2 protein-coding genes are annotated in these 4046 nt (G+C 41.2%); both read left to right on the top strand.

Features of this window, described 5'->3' with window-relative positions; all coding sequences use genetic code 11:
• Window positions 1–372, top strand: a 372-nt coding sequence (locus ACTHJT_RS16910) for a T9SS type A sorting domain-containing protein (protein WP_440240386.1), incomplete at its 5' end; no start/stop codon positions are given.
• A gap of 56 nt (window positions 373–428) precedes the next feature.
• The coding region (locus ACTHJT_RS16905) for a beta strand repeat-containing protein (RefSeq protein WP_440240384.1) at window positions 429–4046 on the top strand (3618 nt) is incomplete at its 3' end.

Here is a 4046-nt window from a genome sequence, read left to right as displayed (position 1 = left end):
GCAGATAATGGTGATTATACATGTACCGTAACCGGCATATGTCCACCGATCGCGACTTCATTACCCGCTACATTAACGGTATCTGTATGTACAGCTGTAATACCGGTAGATAATGGATTAAAAGTAGTGTCTGTTTACCCTAATCCGGCAGCAGATCATGCAAACATTTCCATTACAAACAGGGATGGAAAAAAAGTAACAGTAATTGTATATGATATACAAGGTGCTTCAGTTATAATGTTTGAACAAATTATTCAATCTGATACAGAGCTTATTGATTTAAATACTGCTGACTTGTCTCAAGGTATGTATTTTGTACAAGTGCAATTTGAAGATGAATTATATAGTGATAAAGTTGAAGTAATTCATTAGTGCATATTGTTTTCATCCTGACAATTCAGTAGTTTGTACCTTTAAATCTACTTGATATGATGAGACAAAACATACTTATTGTTTTTATTTTAGCCTTCTTTTTGAACCTGAGGCTAAATGCGCAAACGACTGAATTGGTATATAGCTTGGGCAAAGCTTCCAGTACAATTCACATAGCATCCGTTGCTACAGATGCCAGCGATAATATTTTTATATGCGGAAGCTATAATGGAACAAATGTCAATTTCAATCCATTAGTTGTTGGATCTGATTCGTTGAGAACATCAGCATCTGCTGGTGCATCAATAGATGGGTTCATTGCGAAGTATAATTCTTCAGGTCAATTACAGAAAGTTATTGCCTTTGGTAATACAAGTAACGATGTAGGAACAAAAGTTTATGTAGATGCCAGTAATAATGTTTACATGGCAGCTAGTATTATTGGTGCTAATGTGAAATTTGATAACAGTGGCGTTGGTTTTCCTCCAAGTGCCGGCTCTGGTGCTATGGCACTTGTAAAGTATAATAACAATCTGGTTCTTCAGGTAAGCAGGTTGTTAAAGACAACCACAGGAGCAACCGGTGATCAGTTGAATGATATTAAAGTATTCGGAACAGACGTTTATATAACCGGTTTGCTCGCTAACGGTCCTACAAATTTTAATCCGGGGGGCACTGCGATAAATCGTACACCAATAGGTGCAACAGATATTTTTGTTGCGAAATATGATGCTTCATTGCTTTGTCAGTTTGCTTATAATTACGGTGGAGTAGATGGTGACGGTGGTAATGGTATTGATTTAGATGCTTCTGGAAATATTTATCTTACGGGTTTTTTCAGAGGTCAAAATATCGACATGAGTCCGCTGGATGGGAATAATGGAACGAATCAGATTTCTGAGGCAGGTGCAGGTGCCAGCGGAGATGTTTTTGTAGCAAAGTATGCTTCGGATATGAGTCATCAATGGTCATTTAATATTGGTGCGGCTTTATTGGATCAGGGGAATACTATTCTTGTTGATAAGACGAATTCGACCGTTTATGTTGGTGGTATTGTTAAAAATGACGCATTGGATGTTTATTTTAATCCAGCAAGTACAACAACCGCGACTTTTTCGGGAATAGGCCTGAATGATATTTTCGTGGCGAGTTATACTTCGACCGGGGCGTATAATTGGCATATGGCTACAGGTACTACCGGTGAAGATAACTTATCTTCAATGGCATTTGATGCTTCAGGTAATATTGTGTTATCTGGTTTTGCAAGCGGGACAGTTAATTTCGGTAATGGTAAAACCATTACAGGGCTTGGCGGCAAGGACGGTTTTTTTGCAGTTTTGTCTGGAACAACCGGGACTGCAACCGCAGCTTATAATGTTGGCGGCACATCTGATGAAGTAGCAAATGCCGTAACGGTAAGTGCTGCAGGAAAAATATTACTTGCAGGAGATCTTTCAGGAAATGGGGATTATGATCCAAGTCCTACAACTAAAACAATTTCTCTTGCAGGTGTTCAGGACGGATTCGTTTCCCGTTATTTGCTTTGTACACCTCCGTCTATTTCAGCTCAACCAGGTAATGATACCAAATGTGAAGGACAGGGTACATCATTTACCGTTACTGCATCCGGTGGAACGTTATCTTATCAATGGAAAAAAGGAGGTACAGCTATTTCAGGAGCAACTAATTCAACATATTCAATCGGTACGCTTGCTGTCGGAGATGCAGGAAGCTATACGGTTGATGTAACAAACTCTTGTCAGACGCTTCCTTCAAGCGCAGCCGTATTAACAGTGAATGCAAAACCTACAATCACATCTTCAACAACCGGATCTGTTTGCAGTAGCGTGGCACAGAATTATTCTATTGGAACATCCATACCTTCAAGTGTTAGCTGGACCCGCGCAGCAGTAACATCCATTACGCCAACTACAGGATCAGGAACAACAAGCATAATAACAGAAACCCTTACAAACAGCAGTACAAGTCCTGTAAACGTTGTTTATGTGATTACACCAACAGCCACTACAGGTTCTTGTGTAGGTGCAGCTGTAAATTATACTGTAACTGTTAATCCTAAGCCAGCAATTACTTCGGCTGCAACCGGAGCAATATGCAGTGGAGTTGCACAAAGCTATTCTATTACAAGCAATGTGGCTTCGTCTTATTCATGGTCAAGAGTTGCAGTTGCAGGTATTACAAATCCTGCCGTAACAGGGCAGACAGCTAATCCTATTACAGAGGCTCTTAATAATAATTCTGTCTCACCCGTTGTGGTTGAATATGTAATAACACCAACTTCCAACACAGGAAGTTGTACTGGAGCAGCATTTAGTTATGATGTAACAGTGAATCCGCCGGTTACACCAACTGTATCAATTACAGCATCTTCAAGTACGATCTGTGCAGGTTCGAGTGTAACATTTACAGCTACACCAACGAATGGCGGAACAACGCCGACGTATCAATGGAAAAAAGGTGGTACTAACATTAGCGGTGCGACCAATGCCACTTATACAACGACTACCGCTACAAATGCAGATAGTTATACGGTGACCATGACCAGTAATGCTGCTTGTGCATCTCCAGCAACAGCAACAAGCAATGCTATCGTGATGACAGTAAACACAGCAAACCCGGTAAGTGTATCCATAGCAGCAGGTTCATCTACTACTATATGCGCAGGTTCGAGTTTAACTTTCACCGCAACTCCTGTAAACGGAGGAACTACTCCAACATATGTATGGAGTAAGAATGCGACAGCAATTCCAGGGGCAACAAATGCATCTTATACTACTACAACTGCAGCTAATGGCGATAGCTACACTGTTGCATTAACCAGCAATGCTACATGTCCTACAGGTAATCCTGCTACATCAAACGCCATTGTGGTTACAGTTAATCCAACTATAACACCGTCAGTATCTATTACAGCAAGTCCATCAAACACAATTTGTACTGGTACAAGTGTAACATTTACTGCTGCGCCAACGAATGGTGGCTCTGCACCAACATACCAGTGGAAAAAAGGCGGTGTGAATATTTCAGGAGAAACCAATATAACCTATACAACAACCACTGCTGCAAATGGCGACAGTTATACTGTAACAATGACCAGTAATGCAAGTTGTGCGAGCCCATTGACAGCAACAAGTACAGCCATTGTTATGACGGTTACATCAGCCGTAACTCCATCAGTATCTGTTGTTGTAACTCCATCAAGTACAATTTGCCCAAATGCAAGTGTTACGTTCACGGCAACTCCAACCAATGGTGGTACAACACCGACATACCAGTGGAAAAAAGGCGGTATTAATATTTCCGGTGAAACCAATGCTACTTATACGACTACTACTGCTGCAAATGGTGATAGTTATACCGTAACAATGACAAGTAGTTCTACGTGTGCAAGCCCCTCTTCAGCGACTAGCGCAGCAATTGTTATGACAGTTAATCCTGCCGTAACGCCTTCTGTTTCTATTGCGGCTAGCCCTGTAGGTGCAATTTGTGCAGGTACAAGTGTTACGTTTACCGCAACTCCTGCCAATGGTGGGGGAGCTCCTACATATCAATGGAAAAAAGGCGGTGTTGCCATTTCAGGTGAAACCAATGCTACATATACTACAACTACTGCAGCTAACGGAGATAGTTATACTGTTACAATGACCAGCAAT

It is taken from the genome of Cytophaga sp. (genome assembly GCF_051961495.1).
In the GTDB taxonomy this organism is placed as follows: Bacteria; Bacteroidota; Bacteroidia; order Cytophagales; family Cytophagaceae; genus Cytophaga.
The sequence above is the reverse complement of the archived record's forward strand: the minus strand, read 5'-3'. Positions and strand labels throughout refer to the sequence as shown.